Source organism: Halosimplex halophilum (assembly GCF_004698125.1).
Lineage (GTDB): Archaea > Halobacteriota > Halobacteria > Halobacteriales > Haloarculaceae > Halosimplex > Halosimplex halophilum.
This window is the reverse complement of record NZ_ML214298.1, coordinates 579,693-599,466: the sequence shown is the minus strand read 5'-3', so window position 1 is coordinate 599,466 and position 19,774 is coordinate 579,693. Positions and strand designations below refer to the sequence as shown.

At 73.7% G+C, this 19,774-nt stretch carries 18 protein-coding genes; 8 read left to right on the top strand and 10 right to left on the bottom strand.

The window, feature by feature from the left end; translation table 11 throughout:
* Nucleotides 1–48: 48 nt before the first annotated feature.
* A complete protein-coding gene (locus E3328_RS14005; protein ID WP_135365251.1) occupies nt 49–600 on the bottom strand; it encodes an HIT family protein in 552 nt (183 codons plus the stop codon).
* 102 nt (nt 601–702) lie between these two features.
* Here E3328_RS14005 and E3328_RS14000 point away from each other — a divergent pair, with 102 nt between their 5' ends.
* Complete coding sequence (locus E3328_RS14000) at nt 703–900, top strand: hypothetical protein (protein WP_135365250.1); 198 nt, start codon at nt 703–705, stop codon at nt 898–900.
* On the opposite strand, the gene E3328_RS13995 is transcribed toward E3328_RS14000, so the two are convergent.
* Nucleotides 895–1,353 carry a GNAT family N-acetyltransferase gene (locus tag E3328_RS13995; protein ID WP_135365249.1) on the bottom strand — a complete coding sequence of 153 codons (459 nt, stop codon included), beginning with the start codon at nt 1,351–1,353 and terminating at the stop codon, nt 895–897. The two genes, E3328_RS14000 and E3328_RS13995, sit on opposite strands and share 6 nt — an antisense overlap.
* 106 nt (nt 1,354–1,459) lie before the next feature.
* Between E3328_RS13995 and E3328_RS13990 the strand changes: the two genes are divergently transcribed.
* A complete protein-coding gene (locus E3328_RS13990; RefSeq protein ID WP_135365248.1) occupies nt 1,460–1,708 on the top strand; it encodes a hypothetical protein in 249 nt (82 codons plus the stop codon).
* A gap of 27 nt (nt 1,709–1,735) precedes the next feature.
* Here the strand turns inward: E3328_RS13990 and E3328_RS13985 are convergent, their stop codons facing one another.
* From E3328_RS13985 to map, 3 genes are read right to left on the bottom strand one after another with little or no spacing between them, the layout of a single operon-like run.
* On the bottom strand, nt 1,736–2,605 hold the full coding sequence (locus E3328_RS13985; RefSeq protein WP_135365247.1) for an NAD-dependent epimerase/dehydratase family protein: 870 nt from the start codon (nt 2,603–2,605) through the stop codon (nt 1,736–1,738).
* 45 nt (nt 2,606–2,650) lie between these two features.
* On the bottom strand, nt 2,651–3,049 hold the full coding sequence (locus tag E3328_RS13980) for a universal stress protein (protein ID WP_135365246.1): 399 nt from the start codon (nt 3,047–3,049) through the stop codon (nt 2,651–2,653).
* Nucleotides 3,050–3,058: 9 nt separating this feature from the next.
* Complete coding sequence (map, locus tag E3328_RS13975; protein ID WP_135365245.1) at nt 3,059–3,952, bottom strand: type II methionyl aminopeptidase; 894 nt, start codon at nt 3,950–3,952, stop codon at nt 3,059–3,061.
* Between the two features lie 170 nt (nt 3,953–4,122).
* On the opposite strand from map, the gene E3328_RS22055 reads away from it, so the two are divergent.
* From E3328_RS22055 to E3328_RS13960, 3 genes are all read left to right on the top strand, one after another.
* Nucleotides 4,123–4,461, top strand: a complete 339-nt coding sequence (locus E3328_RS22055; RefSeq protein WP_167837405.1) for a DUF3784 domain-containing protein — start codon at nt 4,123–4,125, stop codon at nt 4,459–4,461.
* A gap of 93 nt (nt 4,462–4,554) precedes the next feature.
* Entirely contained in the window at nt 4,555–4,893 is a 339-nt protein-coding gene (locus E3328_RS13965) for a winged helix-turn-helix domain-containing protein (protein WP_167837404.1), read from the top strand.
* Nucleotides 4,890–5,231 carry a DUF7521 family protein gene (locus E3328_RS13960; RefSeq protein ID WP_135365243.1) on the top strand — a complete coding sequence of 114 codons (342 nt, stop codon included), beginning with the start codon at nt 4,890–4,892 and terminating at the stop codon, nt 5,229–5,231. The genes E3328_RS13965 and E3328_RS13960 overlap by 4 nt, the downstream gene beginning before the upstream one ends.
* A 20-nt stretch (nt 5,232–5,251) precedes the next feature.
* On the opposite strand, the gene E3328_RS13955 is transcribed toward E3328_RS13960, so the two are convergent.
* Nucleotides 5,252–6,178: an isoaspartyl peptidase/L-asparaginase gene (locus tag E3328_RS13955; protein ID WP_135365242.1), complete on the bottom strand. Its 927-nt coding sequence runs from the start codon at nt 6,176–6,178 to the stop codon at nt 5,252–5,254.
* 269 nt (nt 6,179–6,447) lie between these two features.
* Here E3328_RS13955 and icd point away from each other — a divergent pair, with 269 nt between their 5' ends.
* Nucleotides 6,448–7,725 carry an NADP-dependent isocitrate dehydrogenase gene (gene icd / locus E3328_RS13950; RefSeq protein WP_135365241.1) on the top strand — a complete coding sequence of 426 codons (1,278 nt, stop codon included), beginning with the start codon at nt 6,448–6,450 and terminating at the stop codon, nt 7,723–7,725.
* Between the two features lie 48 nt (nt 7,726–7,773).
* Here the strand turns inward: icd and E3328_RS13945 are convergent, their stop codons facing one another.
* Both E3328_RS13945 and E3328_RS13940 read right to left on the bottom strand, forming a co-directional pair.
* Nucleotides 7,774–10,119, bottom strand: a complete 2,346-nt coding sequence (locus E3328_RS13945; protein WP_135365240.1) for an NHL repeat-containing protein — start codon at nt 10,117–10,119, stop codon at nt 7,774–7,776.
* Nucleotides 10,120–10,182: 63 nt separating this feature from the next.
* Nucleotides 10,183–14,364 (bottom strand): PAS domain S-box protein, encoded by a 4,182-nt coding sequence (locus E3328_RS13940; protein ID WP_167837403.1) that lies wholly within the window; start codon nt 14,362–14,364, stop codon nt 10,183–10,185.
* A gap of 296 nt (nt 14,365–14,660) precedes the next feature.
* Between E3328_RS13940 and E3328_RS13930 the strand changes: the two genes are divergently transcribed.
* Together E3328_RS13930 and E3328_RS13925 are read left to right on the top strand one after the other, a co-directional pair.
* Nucleotides 14,661–15,014: a hypothetical protein gene (locus E3328_RS13930; RefSeq protein ID WP_135365238.1), complete on the top strand. Its 354-nt coding sequence runs from the start codon at nt 14,661–14,663 to the stop codon at nt 15,012–15,014.
* A gap of 81 nt (nt 15,015–15,095) precedes the next feature.
* Nucleotides 15,096–16,226 carry a hypothetical protein gene (locus E3328_RS13925; protein ID WP_135365237.1) on the top strand — a complete coding sequence of 377 codons (1,131 nt, stop codon included), beginning with the start codon at nt 15,096–15,098 and terminating at the stop codon, nt 16,224–16,226.
* Between the two features lie 57 nt (nt 16,227–16,283).
* On the opposite strand, the gene E3328_RS13920 is transcribed toward E3328_RS13925, so the two are convergent.
* Entirely contained in the window at nt 16,284–17,369 is a 1,086-nt protein-coding gene (locus E3328_RS13920; RefSeq protein WP_135365236.1) for a DUF373 family protein, read from the bottom strand.
* A 439-nt stretch (nt 17,370–17,808) separates the two neighbouring features.
* A complete protein-coding gene (locus tag E3328_RS13915) occupies nt 17,809–19,632 on the bottom strand; it encodes a vWA domain-containing protein (protein ID WP_135365235.1) in 1,824 nt (607 codons plus the stop codon).
* Between the last annotated feature and the right edge of the window lie 142 nt (nt 19,633–19,774).

The following is a 19,774-nucleotide window of genomic DNA, read 5'->3' as shown; positions in this document are numbered from 1 at the left end:
ACCTTCACACTCGCGAGTCAATCGGTCGACAGGTAAACGTTTCGGGGGTCAGTCGGTGAACTCGACGGCGCGGTCCTCACCGGTGACTTCGGCGCCGTCCTGCTCGGCGAACGCCGCGCGGAGGCGGTCGTAGGTGTCGTCGACGGCCTCGACGATGACCTGGGTGTCGGAGATCACGGGCATGAAGTTGGTGTCGCCCTCCCAGCGCGGGACGACGTGGGTGTGGAGGTGGTCGTCGATGGAGCCGCCGGCGGCGCCGCCGCCGAGGTTGAGCCCGGCGTTGTAGGCGTCGGGACCGATCCCCTCCTCCAGCGCGTCGAAGGTCCGCTGTTTCAGCCGGGCGTGGTCCAGCAGGACTTCGTCGTCCAGGTCGCGGTAGTCGCCGGTGTGGGCGTGGGGGATGACCATCACGTGACCGGGGTTGTACGGGTAGTTGTTCAGGAGGACGAAGGCGTCCTCCGAGCGGGCGACGACCCGCCGGTCGCGGTCCTCGGCGGGGTCGCCGTCGGCGAAGGCACAGAAGACGCAGCCGTCGACGTCGTCGTTGCCCCCCTCGCGCTCGACCCACTCGATGCGCCACGGGGCGAAGACCTGGTCCATGCCGGCCCTGCGGGGCCGACCCACTAAACCCCGACGGGCTCGCGGTCGCGGTCCGCGACCGATAGTAAAAACCTATTGACCGGCGGGAACGATGCGGGAGGTATGTCCCCCTCCTCCCGAACGCGTCCCCTCCGGGCGGCCGCGGCGGCGTTCGTCGCCGGCGCCGGGGCCGTCACGCTGTTCGGCGTCCTCGTCGCCGGCGACCCCGTCGAGCGGGCGGCGCTCGGCAGCCTCGGCTACGCCGCCGGCGCCGCCATCGGCGTCTACATCGCCTACGCCGGACCGGACATCGGCCTATAGTTCGCGCTCCAGCACCTGCCCCCACACGTCCAGCCCCTCCGACTCGTAGAAGGCCCGGCCCTCGTCGTTCTCGGCCCAGCAGGCCAGCGCGAGGTTCTCGCAGCCCCGGTCGCGGGCCCACCCGTCGAGCCAGTCGAGCAACTCGCTCCCGAACCCCTCGCCCCGGCGCGGCTCGTCGACCACGAAGTCGTGGACCCAGAGGTGCCGTTCGTGGTGGAGCACCCGCTGGACCGAGACGCCGGCGACCGCGACGAGCGTCCCGTCCGGCCCGGCGCCCGTCCCGTCGGCCGCGTCCCCGCCGTCGGTCTCGTACAGCCCGAACAGCCGGTAGTCGTCCTCCTCGCGCCAGCCGCGGACGAACGCGTCGTCGACGTGGCTCCACAGCTGGCGGAGTATCGGCACCGCCTCGTCCCACCCCTCGTCGGTCGTCACCTCCCGGACGCGCGTCGGCATGTACGGCGCATGACGGGACCGGAGCAAAACCGTTTCCCAGGCGCGCCACCGCCTGACACGGTCGCCCGTCGGAAGGGCTTTGGAACGGCCGGGCGTCGGGACGGCTATGGGACTCCTCGAAGCGATCCTCGTGTTCGCCGTCGGCTACGTCTGCGGCGCCGTCACGCGGATCTTCGCCGGGATCGCGGCGATTCTCGCGCTCGTGCTCGCGGTCCTGGGCGTCGCGCTCCCGGCCTCTATCGTCGGGATCGTCGACCCGATCCTGGGGGTGTACCTCGGCAACGAACTGCTCTTCCTCTCGGGGTTCCTGTTCGCCATCGCGCACGACCCGGCCGGCGAAGAGAAAGAGGGGTGAGTCGGCTCGCGCCGCAGGAACGCGGCCTCAGACCGTCGGCCCGTCCACGTCCTCGTCGGCGGCCTCGCGCCACGAGTGGGTGGGCTCCCAGCCCAGCAGGTCTGCGGCCTTCGCGTTCGAGATCGAGGACTCGTCGCCCGAGAGGTCGCAGGGCTCGGGCACCGAGCCGAACTGCTCCTCGAACAGCTCGGCCGTGGAGCGGTCGGCGTAGTTCTCGTCGGCGACGGCGAAGACGGCCTCGTGACCCTCGATGTCGGCGTCGAGCGCCGCGACGACGATGGACGCGATGTCGCGCACGTCGATGTAACTCCAGAAGTTGCCGACGCCCTCCTCGGGGGGCTCGTTGCCGAGACAGACGTACTCGCCGGGGTACTGGATCCACGAGGGGCGGATCGAGACGACCGGCACGTCGTGGCGCCGGACGGTCGTCCGGGCGAGGGCCTCGCCGGCCTCCTTGGAGACGCCGTAGGGGTCCTCCGGCCGGAGCGGGTGGTCCTCGTCGACGGGGAGGTAGTCGGGCGCGGGCGTCTCGGCGGCGAAGGGGAACCCGAGCGCGCTCTCGGAGGAGGCCCAGACGACGCGGGCGTCGGCCCGCCCCGCGGCTTCGAGGACGTTGTACGTCGAGACGATATTGTTCTCGAAGACCTCGCCGCCGGGGTGGTCCATCGGGTCCGGGATGGCCGCCCAGTGGACGACCGCGTCGGGGTCGAACGCCCCCACGAGGTCGAACACGTCGCCGCGGTCGGCGAGGTCGGCGACCCGCACGTCGACGTTGGGGCGCTCGCTCTCGGCGAAGCGCTGGTCGACGCACATGACCTCGTGGCCGTCCTCGGCCAGTCGGTCGACGATCCATCGCCCGGAGCCACCGAGGCCGCCGGTGACGAGTATCCGTGACATGTGCGGTCCGACGGTCTCGCCCGGGATAAACCCGGAGAAAGCGGATCAAACGGGGACGAGCACGACCGGCACGGCCCGCGTCTCCAGCACCGCCTCGGTCATGCTCGGCAGGACGAACTCCTCGACCGCGCCGCGCTCGACGTTCCCCATGACGACGCAGGTCCAGTCGCGGTCGGGGTCGGCGGCCACCTCGGCGAGGCGCTGGCGCGTCGACGGACCCGCCTCGTCGTCCGCGGCGCTCTCGACGGCGACGTCCGCGTCGACCCCGGGCGCCGTCCGGTCGAGGGTCGCCTCGACCTCCCCGCGCACGTCGACCGTCTCCTCGACCAGCTCCCGCAGGTGGTAGACGTAGAGGTCCTCGCCCGTCTCGCGAGCCCGCTCGGCGGCGAACGCCAGCACCGACTCGCGGCCCTCGCCGCCGTACGCGACGAATATCGTACCCATGTGCGGCCCCTACCGACTCCGCGTCGTCACTTCGCAGCCGTCCTCGGTGACGATGACCGTGTGTTCCTTCTGGCTGACCATCCGTCCTTCGTCCTCCTTGAGGACGGGGTAGCCGTGGACGATGTCCTGGCGCTGGAGCCGTCGCAGCGCCATCTTCGGGCGGCGCACGTCGAGCCAGCGGGCGGCGAAGGGGAGCGTCCGGAACTCCTCGGTGATCTGGTCGAGCGCCTGGCGGGCGGTGCGGTCGCGGACCGACCCCTCGCGCTCCAGCGCGAAGATCTCCTCCTGGCTGCCCTCCTGGACCTTGCCGCCGCCGTCAGTGGCGAACGGCTCGACCGCGACCACGTCGCCGACCTCGAGTTCGGCGCTCTGCTCGACGGCCCGGTTCGGGATGTTCGGCGTCGTGTGCTGCTCCCAGTGGCCCAGGCCGTGGCCGGTGAGGTTGACGACCGGGTTGTAGCCGTAGCCCTCGATGGTCTCCTCGATGACGGCGCCGATCTCGCCCGTCTCGACGCCGGGTTCGACCACGTCCAGCGCGGCGTCGAGCGCCTCCGCCGAGGCCTCGGTGAGCTCCGACTCGCCGGCCAGGTCGACCGTGACGGCCGTGTCGGCGAGCCAGCCGTCGATGTGGACGCCGATGTCGAGTTTCACGAGGTCCTCGCCGATCTCGCGGTCGTCGTCGGGGCCGGCGGCGCCGTGGGCGGCCTCCTCGTCGACGCTGACGTTGACGGGGAAGGCGGGCTCGCCGCCGAGTTCGCGGATGCGGTCCTCGGCCCACTCGCTGATCTCCAGGTAGCCCGTCCCGACCTCGCACCGCTCGGCGGCCTCGTCGCGCACCTGCGCGAGGATCTCGCCGGCCTCCCGGCACTTCTCGTACTGCTCGGAGTCCAGATCGACGCTCATGGCTCGCGGTTTGCGCCCTGCGGTCAAAGGGTTTCTGTGTCGCGGGGGCGGCCCCGCGGTCGACGCGGGCGGGGTCGTGCCGCCGATCCCGATTGAAATAGGTTGCGGTCGGCCGCACCGCCTGCGGCCGGCCGCCACGGCTTATGTCCCTTCCCGGCGTACGTCCGGATATGACGCCTGCCCTCCCCAGCGGCGCTGTATCGGTCGCGCTCGGCGGCGCGCTCGTCGCCGTCGGGTACCTGATCGCCGTCCGCGGCTGGACGTTCCTGATCGCCGGGTTCGACCGCACGTCTTCGGCCGACCCCGACGCGGTCGGAAACGTCGTCGGCAACGCCGTCATCCGGGTCGGCCTCGCCGTGGCCGTCGTCGCCGGGGCCACCGGCGCGGGCTACCTGCCCGACGAGGCGAACCTCGCGCTCACCGCGGCGATCCTCCTCGTCGTCGCGCGACTGCTCTACCGCGTGAACGTCGTCCTCCCCCGCCAGTCCGCGGAGGGCAACGGCGCATGACGGGGACGTGTCGGGATCCGACTGTCCCCCGATCGCGGCGCCGCTCCGGGTGAGCGCCCGGTATTTAGTGACCCCGGCCCGCACGCCCGGACCGTGAGCGCGGACGACGAGGTCGAGTCGCTCGCGGCCCTGCTGGCGGACGACACCGTCCGGTGTCTGCTCCTGGCGACGCGCGGGGAGCCGCTGTCGGCCGCGGAGATCGCCGACCGCTGCGGCGTCTCCGAGACGACGGTCTACCGCCGGATCGAGGAGCTGACGGCCCGCGACCTCGTGGTCGAGCACACCGAACTCGACGACGGCGGCCACCACAGCACCTACGAGGCGGCGCTGGACCGCGTGACCGTCGACGTGACCGACGACGGGTTCGAGGTCTCCGTCGAGCGCCGCGACAGCATGGCCGACGCGTTCACCCGACTCATCGAAGACCTATGACACCGACACCGCCCGCGACCGCGCTCGCGCCGCTCCAGACCAGCCTCGCGTGGGCCGAGCTCGCCCTGCTCGGCATCGACCTGACCTCGGCGCTGGTCGGCGTCCTCATCAGCTACATCGCCTACCGGGGGTACCAGCGGACCGGCAGCCGCGCGATGGCCTTCGTCGCCGCCGGCTTCGTGCTGATCATGGTCGTCCCGTGGCTCGGGTTCGTCGCCACGCTCGTCGTCGGCTCCTCGCGGCCGGTCGAACTCGGCGTCGGCGCCGTCTCCGAGGTGAGCCAGCTACTGGGCACGCTCGCCATCCTCTACGGGATCCGGCTGGAGACGGGCGGGTAGCCCCGCGAGCGGTCCGGCCGTCACCCCTCTCGCGCCGTCTGCATCGCCGGGCTGTTGTACGCCTCGCCGACGCTCCCGTCGGCGCCGAGGACGATGATCCCGGCGTCGCCCTCGGCGGCGTCGTCGAACTCCTCGATCGCCAGCCGTGCCGCCGTCTCCGCGTCGGCGCCCCGTTCGAGGAGGCCGACGGCACGGCGGGCCAGCCCCTGTTTGGCGATGTCCTCGCCCGCGCCGGTCGCGCTCGCCCCGCCCGCCTCGGAGGCGTAGAAGCCCGCGCCGACCTGGGGCACGTCGCCGACCCGGCCGGCCAGCGCGAGCCAGCGCCCGCCCGTGGAGGTCGCGGCGGCGATCTCCTCGCCCGCGCGGGCGACCGCCCCGACGGTGTCGTGGTCGTGGGGGTCGGCTCGCGCCGGTCGGTCACCCGTTTCGGGATCGTCGTCGCCACTCCCGTCGCCCTCGCGCTCGTCGCTCGCGAAGTGCTCGCGGACCCACCGGAGGTGGGCCTCGGCGTCGTCGGTGGGCGGTTCGGCCTCGCCCCATCGCTCGCGGGTGCGGTCGGTCCACAGGTCGAGCCCCGTCTCGACGCCGACGGCGCCGGCGAACGAGACCGCCCGCTCGCCGGCGAGCACGACGTGGGGCGTCTCGGCCGCGACCGCCCGGGCGACCTCGACGGCGTGGCAGACGCCCGGCATCGCGGCCGCCGCCCCCGCGTCGCCGTCGGCGGTCATCAGGCCCGCGTCCGTGCGGATCGCCCCGTCGCTCTGGACGGCGCCGCCGACGCCGGCGTTGAACGACGGGTCGACTTCGAGGACGCGGACGGCCGCACAGACCGCCGCGACCGGGTCCGACTCCTCGGCCCCGCGGGCGACGGCCTCGTCCAGCACTGCCTGGCGGTCGGCGGGCTCCTCGGGCGGCGACCCCGCCCCGCCGTGGGCGATGATCTGCATACCTGGTCCTGTCGCCCCCGTGGCCATAAGTTCGGTGTCCCGCGGTTTCCCGCGAGCGCCCGCTCGCCGCGGTCCCCCGACCGGTTCCGGTACCGCGCCCCTTCGACCCGTTTCGTCCGGCGTGCGGGGATCGTCGACACATCCCTCGGGCATCGTCGAAATCACGTTCGACGATCCCGAACAGATTCGGCGTTCGACGGGGTTCGTTCCGGCGAAACTCCCTCAGGGAAAACGGCAGTCCTTTAGGCCCGAACGTGGAATGGCGGCGTATGGGATACGAGTACGACAGGGTTGAGGTTCCGTCTGACGGAACGGCGATCGAAGTCGTCGACGAGGAGGCCGACGAGCTGGACATTCCGGAGAACCCGATCGTCCCGATCATCCACGGGGACGGGATCGGGAAGGACGTCGGGCCGGCCGCCCAGAAGGTGCTCCAGGCCGCCGCGGAGGCGACGGGCCGGGAGATCAGCTGGATGCGCGTCTTCGCCGGCGAGTCCGGCCGCGAGAAGTACGACGAGAACCTGCCCGACGACACCGTCAACGCCATCGACGAGTTCCGCGTCGCGATCAAGGGCCCGCTGACGACGCCCGTCGGCGCGGGTTTCCGTTCGCTGAACGTCGCCCTGCGCCAGACGCTGGACTTCTACGCGAACGTCCGGCCGACCTACTACCTCGACGGCGTCCCCTCCCCGATGAAGTCGCCCGAGGAGATGGACATGGTCACCTTCCGGGAGAACACCGAGGACGTCTACGCCGGCATCGAGTGGGAGGAGGGCACCGAGGAGGTCGAGCAGGTCCGCGAGTTCGTCGAGGAGGAGATGGGCTTCGACTCGACCATCCACGACGGCCCGGTCGGCATCGGCATCAAGCCGATCACCGAGAAGGGCAGCAAGCGGCTCGTCCGCAAGGCCATCGACTACGCCATCGAGCACGACCGCGACAAGGTCACCCTGGTCCACAAGGGCAACATCATGAAGTTCACCGAGGGGCAGTTCTCCGAGTGGGGCATGGAGGTCGCCGAGGAGGAGTACCCCGACGAGGAGGTCTTCGCCGCGCCCGACTCGCTGTGGGAGACCCAGGAGGAGATCGACATCCCCGAGGGCGCCGTCATGGTCGAGGAACGGCTCGCCGACGCGATGCTCCAGTGGATGCAGCTCCGGACCGACGAGTTCGGCGTGCTGGCCATGCCGAACCTCAACGGCGACTACCTCTCGGACGCCGCCGGCGCCCAGATCGGCGGCCTCGGCATCGCGCCGGGCGCCAACTTCGGTGACGCCCGCGTGCTCGCCGAACCCGTCCACGGCTCCGCGCCCAAGCGCGCCGGCCAGGACCAGGCGAACCCCACCGCGATGATCCTCTCCGGCCGCCTGATGTTCGACTACATGGGCTGGAAGGACGCCGCGGACCTCGTCCGCGACGCGGTCGAGGAGACCATCTCCTCGGGCACCGTCACCTACGACCTCGCCCGCAACCTCGACGACGCCGAGAAGGTCTCGACGACCGAGTACAGCGACGCCGTCGTCGACAGCATCGAAGACCTGGCGTAGACGCAGTCACCGTTTTCACGTCGTTTTTTGCGGTCCGTTGCTCGCCGCTCACTCCGGCGACCAGGTGTAGTGCTGTGCGACGTGCAGCGTCGAGTCCGGGACGACGACGTCGACGCCCGCTCCGGACACGTCGCCGACCGACAGCAGGTAGGGCAGCCACAGCTCCCCGGCGGCGGCGTCGCCGCCGAACGCCCGGTGTTCGTCGACGGGCCGCAGCCCGCCCTCGGCGTCCCCGTCCTCCGCGAACACCCGGACCGAGCGACTGACCAGATCGAGGACGAACAGCCGGCCGTCGCGGGCGGCGACGGAGATGGGCAGAAGGAACTCGCGGCCGCCGCCGTAGCCCGGCTCCCCGACGGGGTGCCACTCCTCGCCGTCGAAGCGCTGGAGGCGGTTGTTGTTCTCGTCGGCGACGTAGACGCCCCGGTCGCCGACGGCCACGTCCGAGGGGTTCCAGAAGCCGCCGTCGATGTAGCCGAAACAGCCCCGGTCGCCCCGCACCCGTGCACTGTCGAGGACGCGGTCGTAGTCCCAGGCGCCGATCCGACCGTTCGCCGAGTCGGCGACCCAGACCCGGGCGACGCCGTCGCCCCGCGGGTCGACCGCGATCCCCCGCGGGAGCTTCACCTCGCCGTCGCCCATCCCCCAGGTGCCGAACGAGTCGACCAGAGTGAGCGAGACGCCGGCGCCGGCACCCTCGCCTTCCTCCCCGACCGCCTCGTCGACGGCGTAGACGTGGACCTGGCCGCTCCTGTCGGCGTCGCGGTAGTGGGCGGTGTAGTCGGTCACGAACAGCCGGCCGCCCCCGCCGGTCCCCGCGGGCCAGTAGGCCAGCCCGAACGGGAACCGCGTCGCCGGGAGTGCCACCGCGTCGACGCGGCCGCCCCGGCGGCCCGCACGGCGACCGCGGGTGCTCTCCGCGTCGGCGGCCCGCCCGCCGTCGGTGACGGAGTCGTCGGCGCCGCCAGCCGCGCCGAGGGCGACGCACCCGAGGCGGCCGTTCGCGCCGTCGCCGACGAGCGCACACCGGTCGAGCGGCGAGTCGGGGTCGGCGACGACGACCGACCCGGTCGGGACGGCGAACTCCCCCGGGCGGTCCCGCGGGGCGCCGACGGTCCCGAGCCGCCGGGCGGACTCGGTGTGGATGTCGACGGCGTAGGCGCCGACCCGCCCCGCGAGCGCCTCCGCAGTCAGCACCGGCAGCGTCGGGTCGTCGGCGTCCGAGTCGGGCACCGAGACCCCCTCGAACCCGGCGATCCCGACCGGTCCCCGGAACCGCTCCTGACCGCCGTCGCCCGGGACGGCATCGCCCCCGGAAGCGGCATCGTCCTCCTGCCGGCGGCCGTCGCGGGGGACCCCGATCCCGTCCTCGATGGCGGCGTTCGCCCGGATGTCTTCGCCGTCCTCGGGGACGACGCCGTCGGCGATGCCGACGCTCGTGTAGACGTGGACCCGCCCGGTCGCCGCGTCGGGGACGAATATCTGCGCGTCGGCACCCGACCCGACGACGGCCACGTCGCGGGGCATCGGCAGCTCGGCGAGTACCTCGTCGGACAGTCCCTCGAAGGGCGCCGCCGCGCCGGTCCGGTCGCAGCGGACGACCGTCGCGAGCTTCGGCGGCCCGGTCGGCCCGTCGTGGAGGACGCCGTAGCCCGTGTTCGCCACGTAGATCCGGCCCTCGTCGTCGACGTCGAGACCCTGTGGCCAGTACAGCGGCGTCGGGTTGTCCTCGCCGACCGCGCGGATCGACCGGACCTGCTCGCCCGTCTCGTCGAAGACGACCAGCCGACCCCGCAGGTCCGACCCCTCGCGGTAGAACTCGTCGGCCGCGACCACCCGGACGCCGTCGGGGTACGCGTGGGCGACGACGCCGTTCGGGTGGAACGGGTCGTCGGCGGCGAACTGGTCGACGGCAGTGACCTGTGGGCAGTCGCCGTCGTACGCGTAGTCGAGCCGCTGGATCCGGCCGTTACCGGTGTCGGCGACGTAGACCGCGCGGTCGGTGGGGTGGTGGGCCAGCCGCATCGGGAGGTCGAACCGCCCCGGCTGTGGCCCCGTGGCCCCGACGACGGCGAGCAGCCGGTCCAGGTCGTCGCCGACGACGAGCAGCCGGTTGTGGCCCGAGTCGGCGAGCCAGACGTTGTCCTCGGCGTCCTGTGCGGTCCCGACCGGCGACGCCAGCCGGGGGTCGACGGCCCCCAGCCGCGCCGGGAGCGACGGGAGGCCGTCCGTCGTCGCGGCGACGCCGGCCGCGGTCACGGCGCTCGCCGCCTGGCCGCTCGCCGTCCGGTCGGTCGCCGCCTCGGCGGTCGCCGCTCCGCCGTCGGACCGCCCGGCGACCGCTCCGCCGGTCGCTCGCAGGCCGTAGTACCCACGGAAGGTGAACCCGCCCATACCGATCGATCAGTTGCCAGGTCTATGTGAGTTGCTATCGGGAGACGGGCGGTCGCGGGCGGGTCACTCGGCCGTGGACGACGCCGCCGGCGGGCCGTCCGCGGCGGGCAGCGAGACGACGACGGCGGGACCGTCGCCCGAGCCGTCGACGCGGGCGCTCCCCCCCGAGCGGTCGAGGGCCCAGGCGAACAGCCAGGCGCCCGCGTCGCGGTGGCGGTCGAGGGTGACCGCCGGCGGCGCGGTGAACGGTTCGACGGCGCCGCGGTCGACCCGTGCGTTCGGGAGCGAGACGCGGATCTCGACCCGTCCGTCCGCCTCGGCCGCGCGGACCCGGAGGGTCGGTTCGTCGGCGTCGCTGCCCCGGGCGAGCGCGCCGAACAGCGCCTCGAAGGCCGTCGCGATCGACGGCGGGGCGACGACCGCACACTCCGACGGGACGGCCGCCGACACCGCCACGGGTCGACGGCGCTCGGCGGCGGCCTCCGCGGCCGCGTCGACGACCGTCGACAGCGACTGCGGGCGCGTTTCGTCCCGTTCGAGCGCCCGCTCGGCCGCGCGGGCCGTCGTCGCGGTCGCCGCGAGGCCGTCGGCCGCGCGCTGGATCGACCGCGCCAGCGCGAGCGGGTCGCCGGCGTCGTCGCCGTCCCGGTCGGCCAGCGCGTCGGCGATGAGCTGGGCGTGGCCGGTCACGAGCGTCAGTTCGTTGCGGAGGTTGTGCCGGAGGACCCGCCCGAGCACGCGCTTGAGCCGTGCGAGCTCCTCGGCGCGGCGCTCGCGGGCCGTGACCTCCCGGCAGGTGCAGACGGTGCCCTCGAAGGAATCGGGATCGACGACGGTCAGCTCGTAGCGGTGGCGGTCGCCGTCGGCGCCGCGAACGCGCGCGCAGAAGGTCCGGTCGCCGCCGGTCGGTCGCCACCACTCGTCGGCGTCCGCGTCGCCGCCGCGATCCGACTCGTCGCCCGGGTTCCCGTCGTCGACACCGCCCGGACGCTCCCCGCCGCCGGCGTCGGCTCTCCCGCCGTCGCACGCGGCACCGACGGTCGGGAAGGCCTCCCGGACGTGGGTGCCCCGCAGCGCCGAGCGGGGGCGACCGAGCAGGCGTTCGAGCGCCTCGTTGACCAGCGTCAGCCGGCCGTCGGCGTCGACGACGAACATCGGGTCGCCGGCGCTCTCGACGAGCGTCCGGGCGCGTTCGAGCCGCGGGTCCGCGGCCCCGCCGGTCGCCTCGCGGCCGACGTTGACGACGCCGGCGTACTCGCCGTCCTCGCGGCGGACGGCGAACTGGAGCGCCAGCGTGACCCGCTCGCCGTCGGCCGTCTCGAAGGCCACGTCGAGGACCTCGCTGTCCAGCTCCGGCGTCGCGAGCAGCCGCTGGACGGCCAGCTGTCCCTTCTCCAGCTCGCCCGGCGCCATGAACTCCGCCGAGTGGGTCCCGGTCATGTCGGCGTAGCCCAGCGCCTCGGCGAACGCCTCGTTGTGGTAGACCACCTCGCCGTTCGCGTCGACGACCGAGACGCGGTCCCGGGCGTGGTCGACCAGCGCGGCCAGCAGCGCGCGGCGCCGCTCCCGGGCGGCCAGCGGCGTCAGGTCCCGCGCGTAGCGCACCCGGAGGCCGTCGCCGCCGGCCGTCAGCGACAGCGCCCACTCGCCGACGCGGCGCCGGTCCGTCCCGTCGGCCTCGGTCCGGACCGCCGCGGCCTCGCCGCCAGCAGGCGGGTCGGTCGCGTCGGCGAACCCGGGGTGGCCGTCCGGGACGCTGGTCGCCGTCCCACTGTCCGCCACGACGCGGACGGCCGAGCCGACGGCGGATCCAGCGGATCCGACCGCGGTGTCGCTCCCGTCGTCAGGGCTGTCTGTACCGTCCGTGTCAGTTGACGCGCCGGCGGTCGGTTCCGCCGGCGCGTCGGCCGAGCCGGTCGGTCGGGCGTCGCCGCCGACCCCGACGAGCGCGAGGACCTTCTCGACCAGGAAGGTCGCCGGTGCGGTGCCCGTCCCCTTCTCGACGAGGCTGTCGACGGCGGCGAGCCGCTCGCCGTCGATCCCGGCGTGGGCGGCGCCGGCGTAACAGACGACGGGGGCGTCGGCCCCGTCGGCCGCGGCGGCGAGGCGGTCCCAGTCGGGGTCGTCGATGCAGTCGGTGACCAGGCAGTCGACGCGGCCGGCGTCGAGCGCCGTGACCGCGGCGTCGACCCCCTCGGCGCGCTCGACGGCGACGGTCGGGCCGACGCCGGCGGCGGCCTCGCGGATCCGCGCCGTCGCCGAGCGGTCCGGGTCGAGGTGACAGACGCGCACGTCTGCGTCCTCGGGCCCGGCCGTGTCGGACGCCGATCCGCCGGCCATCGGCCCCCCGAGCCCGTCGGCGCGGTCGAACCGGACCGTCGCCCGGGTGCCGTCGTCGGTCTCGAACGAGAGGTCGCCGCCGGACTTGGCGACGACCCACTCGACGAGCCAGAGGCCGACGCCGCTGCCGTGGTCCAGCGCCGTCTCGGCGCCGCGTTCCAGCGCCGCCAGCTCCGCGTCGGGGATCCCCGGGCCGTCGTCGACGACCGAGAGGGTCACCGACCGCTCGTCGACCGTCCCCGTCACCGAGACGGTCGGCGCCGCTCCCGCGTGAGCGGTGGCGTCCTCGCGAGCCTGCGAGGGAGGGCTCGTCGAGCCGTGCTCGACGGCGTCGTCGGCCCCCGGCCGACGGCTCGTGGAACTGTGTTCCACGGCGTCCTGCTGAGCCTGCGAGGGAGGGCTCGTCGAGCCGTGCTCGACGGCGTTCTCGACGAGGTTCCGGACGGCGAGGTCGACGACCGGCACGGCCCACACGTCGACCGACGGGGCGTCGACATCGAGGGTGGTCGCGGACGGCGGGTCGACGGCGGCGACCGCCCGGTCGACGGCCTCGTCGAGCGCGACGGCCGTCGGCTCGGGGTCGGTGTCGACGATGCGCTCGACGGCCGCGGTCTTGGCGACGAGGTCCGCCAGCGCGTCGGCGCGCTCGCCGATCGCCGCCGCCAGCGCCGCGGGTTCGCCGTCGACGCGCTCGACCAGGCGGTCGGCCAGGTCGCCGATCTCGCGGACGCCCTCGCCCACGTCCGTCCGGACGACGCCGGCGAGCAGCCGCCGGAGCTGTTCGAGCTCCCGGCGGCGGCGCTCGCGCTCGGTCACGTCGCGGAAGGTGCCGACCGTCCCGACGACGGCCCCGTCGGCCCGCACCGGCCCGAACGTCGCCTCGAACCGCCGCTCGCGCCCGTCGGCGTCCGGGAGCCGCAGCTCGGTGTCGTGCCACCGGCGGCGGTCGCCCGCGCGGACCGTCTCCAGCGCCGCGGCGATCCGCTCGGCCGCCGCGTCCGGGACGGGGTCGGTCGCGGGCACGCCCTCCAGGGCCGCGGGGTCGACGCCGAGAAACTCGCCCATCGCCTCGTTGGCGAGCGCGATCCGGTCGTCGCCGTCGACGACCCACATCGGGTCGGCCGCGCTCTCGACGAGCCGCCGGTACCGATCGGCGCGACCCGCCCGCCCGGACGGCCGGTCGGGACGGCGCGCCGCGCCGAGGACGCCCCCCGCCGGCCGCCCGGTCAGCGCGACCGACAGCCGGACCCGCGAGTCGCCCCACCGGAACGCGAACTCGCGTGTCAGCTCCGTGTCGGGGTCGAGTTCGGCGACCGTAGCCGCCCACGCCGCCCGCTCGTCCTCGGCGACGAGCCGGTCGACCGGTCGCCCGACGAGCGCCGCCGGCTCGGCGCCGAGCAGCGACGCGAACGACTCGTTGCAGTAGGCGACCCGCCCCTCGCCGTCGGTCGCGAGGAGCCCGTCGCGGACGCGTTCCGCGAGCGTCTCGACGGTGTCGAGCCCGTCGTCGCGGTCGCGGAGCCGCGTCACGTCCTCGAACAGCTCCACCCGGTCGGCCGCCGAGTCGGCCGGACACGGCGCGGCGGCGTGGCGGTACACCCGCCGACCCGCGTCAGTCCCGACCGCCACCGCGGTCCCGTCGGTCGCCGCTCCCTCGGCGGCCGCCGCCGCGACCCGCTCGGCCGCCCCGGGGTCGGTCGCCGCGGTCGCGAGTCCGTCGTAGAAGTCCGCTCTACCCGCTGCGACCGCGGGGTCGACCCCCAGGGCGTCGACGAGTGTCGCCGTCGCGTCGACGACGCGGCCGTCCGCGACCGCCACCGCAACGCACCGGCGCGCCCGGACCGCGTCCGGGACGTTCCCGTCCGCGGTTCCGCCCGCCGCCCCGCCCGCGCCCCCGTCCGTCATCGACGGTTCCGAACCCCCCGGGCGACCGACCGCCGCCGCTGGCGCGGCCCGTCGCGGCTCGCCCGGACGCCCCCTCGTCCGTTCGTTGACACGACCGCGGGTAGCGGGCCGCGTGCGATAAAAGTACCGTCGCCGGGCGCGAGCGCGTCACGGGCGGCGTCGCGGCCGTGCAGTCGGCGCCAGCGGGGCGGAACGTTCACCCCGATCCGGGCCCAACGGCACGGCGTGACACGGACGCGTCGATCCGCCCGGCGGCCGGCCGCCACGGGACGACACCGGCGAGGTGAGCGGGCGGCGTGAGCGCGGCGCTCGACCTCGAAGTCGGACCGGTCGCCGTCGGGGCGCTGGTCGGCCTGGCGGGCCTGACCTTCCTGCTGGAACCGCTGGTCGGCCCCCTCGCGGTCGGTGGCCTGCGCGTCCGGCCGGTCGCGCTCTCGGCGGTCGTCCTCGCGGCCGCGCTGCTGCTCGGCGCGGCCGTCTTCTATCGCCGGGGCCGACGGCTGTTCGCGCTCGCCCACGCCGTCTTCGGCCTCGCGTGGACGGGCATCGTCCTCGGGACGGCGACCGGGAGTGGAACCCTGCTCGTCGGCGGCGTCGTCCTCGTGATCGCCGGCTGCGGCTTCCTGGTGACTCAGGCGCGCGAGCGGTGACTGCGGTTCCCCGACCGCGGACGGGGGACGGTCGCCGGAGAACCGAAACGGATTACACCGACCCGGGTGCCGACTCGTGGTATGCGACGTGACCGATGGATGACACTGGCCGCCGCGGCGCTGGTGGTCCTGTCGGGCTGCGGGGCGCTGGGCGGGGGTACCGCGGCGCCGGGGGAGCGTACCGCGACCGACGCGCCCGGGACGGGCGACGGCGGCGGAACCGGGTCGGCGAGCGCGGCGTCGACACCGGACCCGACCGCGACGCCGTTCTCGACGCTGACGCCGGCGGCGCGGGCGACGCCGGAGGAGGGGGAGTCGCTGCCCCCGGGCGTCCGCGAGGACGGCAGCGTCAACGAGACGGCGCTGCTGATCGCCCACTTCGAGGCGACCAACCGCTCCGGCTGGCGACTCGCCCACCGCAACGGGAACGACACGCAGGTGATCTACAGCGCAGACGGCGAACAGTACAGGCGCGACGACCGGGGGGTCGACTGGTACACCGAGGGCGTGCTCGTCACGAACCGGACGCTCCTCGGCGCGCCCTACGAGATGGAGTCGGCGTCCAACACGACGGCGATGCCGTCCAGGCCGACCGGCGGGATCGTCCTGGCGCTGGGCGTCCGGATGGCGACGAGCAACTACCGGGCCGTCGGGACCACCGAGTCCGGCGGCCGGACGCTGTACGAGCTCCGGATGACGGGGACGAAGGAGGCCGCCGGGACCGGCCACTACACCGGGCGGATGCTCGTCGACGACGCGGGCCGCATCCACCGGCTGACCGGCGAGGTCGGCGACAACGAGTCGGTCGCCGACACCTACGACTTCGACTACGAGTGGGGGGTCGACGCGGTGCCCCGGCCGCCGTGGCTCGACCGGATCCCCCGCGGCGTCGTCGAGAAGACGCCGGACGGCACCGCGCTGAACGTCACGCTGACCGGCGAGGCGCCGATCCCGGCGGGGACCGAACTCACGGTCCGCCACAACCGGACCGGCCGACCGGTGACCCTCGACGGGGCGCTCGAACCCGGCGAGTCGCTGTACGTCGGCCTCCGGGGCGGGGGCGACGAGCGCTCGGTCGCGGTCGGGCGCGAGCCGCCGACCGGCGGGGACCTGATTGACCTCCGCGGGGGACAGACCCGGCTGGCGGGGACGGTGACGGTCGACGGGGACGAGGTCGACCTGTCGTTCGCCGCCGGGTGGAGCGGCATCTGATCGGCGGGACCGGGCGGCTCCGGTCGGCTGGACCCGGGCCGTCGCCGACGCGGCCCGTCAGGTCGGCCTGGCGCGGCCGCCGAACCGCGACTCGGCGAGCGCGAACGCGAAGGTGCTGGCCAGGCCCAGCAGCGTCGCGCCGGTGAGCGTGAAGGCGAGATACGACAGGTCGCCGTACGCGAGGACGAAGCTGGAGACGCCGTGGAGGATGAAGGCGATGGCGAGCACGTAGACCGGCGCGTTGAGGTGGCGCCACTCGAACTCGCCGTCGATGTAGCCGTCGACGACGCGGCCGAGGCTGCTGGTGACGCCCGCGGCCGCGAACCAGCGCAGCGACCCGTAGACGAGCGCCGCGATCACCTCGATCGCGGTCAGCGCGTCGCCGGGCGCCGACTGGAGGTCCTGGACCGTCTGGGCGCCGGTGAACCCGCCGATCATCAGCAACAGCCCGGCGACGAGGTAGGTCACCAGCGAGACGCGCCCGGCGTAGAGCCCCTCGCGGACCCGCTCGACGAACGCGTCGAGCCGCTCGCCCAGCGCCAGCCCCCGCGACAGCAGGTAGAAGCCGATCAGCGCCGACGTGACGCCGAAGACGGCGCCGGGCATGTCCAGGCGCTCGGCCAGCAGCGACAGCGGGTAGATGAGTAGGAGGATCCCCATCGGGATGAGGATCGTCCCCCGCGTCTCGGGGTCGTCGAGCACCTGCTTGATCGTGTAGTACATCGATTCGAGGTCCTGGGCCTGCCGGACGACGACGCGCTGGACGCCGTCGATGGGCACCCGCGAGCGGATCACGGGGAGGACCGACTCGTCCTGGGCGCCGTCGGTGACGACCATCGCACGCACGTCCTCGCCCGTGGCCAGCCCCGCCAGCACCTCGTCGAGCTCCTCGCCGACGGCGCGGTTGGCCGCCACGTCGCTGCCGTCGACGCCGGTGACCGCCGCCACCTCGACGGACTCGTCGGTGACCCGGTCGGCGATGTGCAGCCCCTCGAAGAGGACGTTCACGTCGCTGTCCTCGGGGTCCGTGGTCGCCAGGTCGACGGCCGCGGCCTCGACGGCGTCGCGGCCGACCACCGGCGTCTCGACGCCGGTCTTCCGACCGAGGTCGTCGTCGAGGTCCACGCACAGGACCAGCAGCATCGATCGGGGGTAGGCTACGCCCCTGTATCAGTCTTCGGGGCTCGGGGCGATATCAGTGTCTGCAGTGCGGACTGGGGGGCGTCGAACGCTCTCGACCCGCCCGCTCTGAGTCGTTCCGGCCACAGGAGACACCAGGTGATGAAAGCCCTCGGCCCGCTCGCGGTCGCTGAGCGACATATCCGCGCTCGGACAACAGCACCGCGCCGCACTCGCGCGGATAGTGCCCGCTCAGGCGACTATCGGCGCGAGCGCGCCTCGCCCTTTCAGTCCGCCAGGACCGCAACCGCACAACACCGCACCGCAACCGCACGCACAGCACCGCAGACTGCCACACGCCTCCCCAGCCGATTCACTCGTTCGTTTCACTCACTCGCTCATCCCTCGCGCGGCTCCGGTCGCGCGCATGAAAGCGCGCGACAGCGCGCGCCACCGCTTCTCGTCAGTCGTCGTCCTGTTCGAGGATGGTCGCCATCGTCTCGGCCTCCTGCGAGAGGGTCTCGTCGCCGATGGCCTCGGCCTCGGACTCGAAGTACTCGCGGAACTCCCGGATGCGCTGCTCGTAGGTGTCGCTCACCGTCAGCGGTTCCGACTGCTGTTCCCACTCGCCGAGTTCGTGCTCCGGCGGCGGCACCTCGATGCCGTCGTCGGGCCCCGGCGTCTCGCGGTCGGCCTCCCGCTCGGCGACCAGCCAGTTCTTCAGGAGGTCGGCGTACCGCGAGAGCAGGACGGCCTTCCGGACGCCCGTGTTCGCGTAGTAGTCCGGGTCGGCGTCGGGGAACCGGACCCGCGTCGCGTTCTCGTGGCTGCGGCCCCTGCGGTCGGTCCAGCTGACAGTGAGGTCCAGCGCGGCGTCGGCGGACTTGCGGTCGACCTGCGCGAGGACGACGCCGCCGCGGGACTTGCCGCCCTCGCTGGGCGACGCGAACAGCGTGTTGACGCGCATGATCCGGCCGGTCGACTCCTCGGCGGCCGAGGTGCCGTAGACCCGGCGGATGTCGTAGCCGGCGGCATCGAGCGTGAGTTCGAGGTCGAACACCAGCGGGGTGACCATGTACTTGAACTCGTCGCCGAGCCGGCGGGTGAACTCGTCGGCCGAGTGGACGCTGTAGTAGTTGGCCCCCCGGATCGACGTGATGGCGTCGACGAGTTCGGCGTGGAAGTCGACGCCGACGCCGACGAACGTGGTGTAGCGCCCCCGGTCGGCGTTGTCCGCGAGGCGCCCGCGCAGGTCGCCGGCGTCGGTCTCGCCGAGGTTCGGCATCGCGTCGGTCAACACGATCGTCCGGTTCTCGTAGACGGAGCGGTCGGCGTCGTCGTACTCCCGGAGCAGGTCGGTCGCGTCGGCCACGCCCGCCGAGAGCCGCGTGCCGCCGCCCGCCTCGATGTCCTCGCGGACGTGCTCGCGGATGGCGTCCATGTCCGTCGCGGCGACCGGTCGGAGCGGCTTCGCGACCGTCGACTCGTCGTCGTAGAGGACGATCCCGAGGCGGTCGCCCGGCCGGAGCTGTTCGGTCAGCGCAACGAGCGCCTCGCGGGCCACCTCGATCTTCTCGCGGTCGGTGTCCCCCTTCGGGGTCCGCTCGTTACCGTGGCGGTCGTAGTAGTAGTCGTCGAACGCATCGGACATCGACCCGGAGACGTCGACGACGACCACGAGGTTGAGCCGCTTGCGCTCGAACTTGTCGGCCGCCAGCCCGGAGTTGAGCCCGACCGTGAGGTACCGCTCGGTCTCCCCCGAGAGGGGGTCGGCCGTCACCGCCGGGGCGTAGGCCGGGCCGAACGTCGCGCCGCAGAGCGGCCCCGGGTCGCCGGTCTCGAAGTAGTAGTCGTAGAACAGCCCCTCGTAGCTCAGGCTCTCGGGCAGCGGGAGGTAGCCCTCCTCGACGTTGCGGCGGAAGGTCCCCACGTCCTTCGCGCCGCCCGCGGCGAGCCCGACGCTCCCCCCGGTTGGCGTGGCGGTCGCCATCGGCGTGGCGGTGTGGGTCCCGCCGCCGTGGGCGGCGGTCGCTGTCGGCGTCGGGTCGTACTGCCAGTCGTCGATGCGCTCACGGTCGGTGTCGACGGGCGGGGGTGTCTCCGGCGTCTCCGTCGGCGTGTCCGGGCAGGGTGTCGCCGTCGGGTCCGCGCCCGGACTCGCCGCCGGTTCGGGTCGGTCGCTCTCCCGGTCCGGGTCCCCCTCGTCGGCGCGACAGCCCGCCAGGGCGGTCGCGGCGGAGGCGGCGGCCGTGCGCAGCAGCCAGCGCCTGGTTCTGTCGGTCGGCATACCTCCGGGTTCGGAGACGGTTCAAAAGGCCGTGATGAACGCTCAAACGAGAGTTTGAAGCACTCGTCGCGCCCCGCGACCGGCCCGTCCCGCTCGCCTCGACGCGGGGGGACTCCGAGTCCGCTCCGCCCGTCGAACGGTC